This window comes from Saccharopolyspora sp. NPDC000995 (genome assembly GCF_053599315.1).
The window spans coordinates 1-1,827 of the sequence record NZ_JBSFLZ010000120.1; the positions used below are offsets into that span (position 1 = coordinate 1).

The 1,827-nt window shown below is 62.3% G+C and carries 2 protein-coding genes and 1 pseudogene; all 3 read right to left on the reverse strand.

Annotated features, from left to right (window positions below):
- Nucleotides 1-388: 388 nt before the first annotated feature.
- Nucleotides 389-721 carry a hypothetical protein gene (locus ACWDKQ_RS28805; RefSeq protein WP_450141914.1) on the reverse strand — a complete coding sequence of 111 codons (333 nt, stop codon included), beginning with the start codon at nt 719-721 and terminating at the stop codon, nt 389-391.
- Nucleotides 711-1,154: a YbaB/EbfC family nucleoid-associated protein gene (locus tag ACWDKQ_RS28810; RefSeq protein ID WP_450141915.1), complete on the reverse strand. Its 444-nt coding sequence runs from the start codon at nt 1,152-1,154 to the stop codon at nt 711-713. The genes ACWDKQ_RS28805 and ACWDKQ_RS28810 overlap by 11 nt, the downstream gene beginning before the upstream one ends.
- Nucleotides 1,155-1,207: 53 nt before the next feature.
- Nucleotides 1,208-1,827 (reverse strand): annotated as a pseudogene (locus tag ACWDKQ_RS28815) (hypothetical protein); the annotation flags it as partial.

Below are 1,827 nucleotides of genomic sequence, written 5' to 3' on the forward strand. Positions count from 1 at the left end.
GTCATATCCTCACCGGTCAACACCTGAAAAAGCCGCCTCACCCCCTCCGACACCATGATCGACGAAAACATCACACCCACCCAACCCTCAAACCAAGCGAAACGACAATGATCGGTATTATGTCTTCCTGGTCAGACCAGCACATCATTGACTTCGCAAGAATGCGCGTTCGGGTAGCAAGAGATAGAAAAAAGGGCAATCTGTTCGAACCGGTCATGTTGCCCGACGCTAACCCGGACCTACCGGACAACGCCCTTGGGTGCCAAGGCGGGTCCGGTAGGACCCGCCTCAGCCCCGCCGATCTCGACGACCGACTCCGGTATCGACCTTGTAGTGCCGATGCACCGGCTTTGCCCGCGACGCGGGCACATCACAGAATGTGACTCGACTACTTCCGGGCGCTGTGAGCGTCGGCAGTCTTATTGGCGTCGTCGTTCATGTTCCCATAGAGCTGAGCGGCGTCACCCAGGCCTTCTCCCTTATCCATCAAGGTTTTTTTGAGCATTTCGGCGATCATTATAACCTGGTCAAGCCCGTCCAATTTCTGCTTCACCGGGTTCCGGATTCCGGCCGTCGTTCCTGCGCCGGTTTGAGCCTGCACCCGAATATTCCTGAGGCTGCGGAGTATGACCGTCAGGGACGATGCGAGATCCTCAGCCCCACCTTTGCTAGCCTTAAGTCCGTTTATGTCGGCCCAAAAGGTGCCGTCTTCACTTGACATCTGGCTCCGCCTCCTCGTTCTTCTCGCTCCTGTTGGCGTCTTCGGGGAAAAGTGGTGTTTGCGCTATGCGGACAGCCTCCTCGAACATCCGGTCCAGGTCGAATTCGGTATTGAGTACCTCACCGAACTGGGGACCGGATGCTGTCGGTGCCAGCTTGGTGAACACGTCCATGGACTTCTTCGCGGCCTCGTCCTGCGCCGCCTGGACCGCCTCGACGATCCGGCTGGCCAGCTCGGCCGGCGCCAGGTTGCGGTAGCGCGAACCCGACAGCTTGAGTTCTGTCAGCCGCAGCTTGTGATCGACGACGGCCGAGATCATGCGGTCCTTGGTCCGGAAGGACGTGGTCTCCTGCTCGGCTTCCTGCTGAGCTTCGCGAATGCGCTTCTGTTGACTGCGAAGCTCCTCAAGCGCTGCCTCCAGCTCATCGAACATGGGCGAAGACATGGCACCTCTCCTTTCCTGGCACGGAGATTGGTTACTGTCCACTACGCGTTTCGGGTTGCGGTCTCCGCTTCCTGCTCGTCTTCGGCAGGCTGCTGCGCCGGCTGGCGCGGCCCGCGAATCGGCCCGGCGGCCACGATCGACTCGTCGAACTCGTAGCCGTCCTCGTCGGGCCGACCGATCACACTCAGCCCAGCGGCGTCGTTGGCACCCCAAACCTCGTCGTCTTCAGACAACCACGTCTGCCGCTCGCGTTCCTTCTGATCGTTACCCGCGCCGCCCATGCCGCCCATGCCGCCCATGCCGCCCATCATCGGGGGCATCATGCCGGGACTCATCATGCCGTTGTTGCCGTTCGTCCCCGGCCACCCGCCGGAGAGCACCGCTGCAGGCGGAGCAGGCGGGCCAGCGGTGCCACCACCCAGACCCGAACCGGCCGAGGTCGACGAACCAGCATTCAGGCCGGAAGGCGGCGGAGCGCCGAAGCTGGAACCAGCCCCAGCACCGGCCCCGGAACCGGCCCCAGCACCGGCCCCAGCACCGGCCCCGGAACCCGGCCCGAAGCCCGGCAACGGCTTGCCGTTCGAATCGAAACCAGGCAACGGATGCCCATCCGAACCAAAGCCCGGCAACGGCTTGCCGTTCGAATCAAAACCAGGCAACG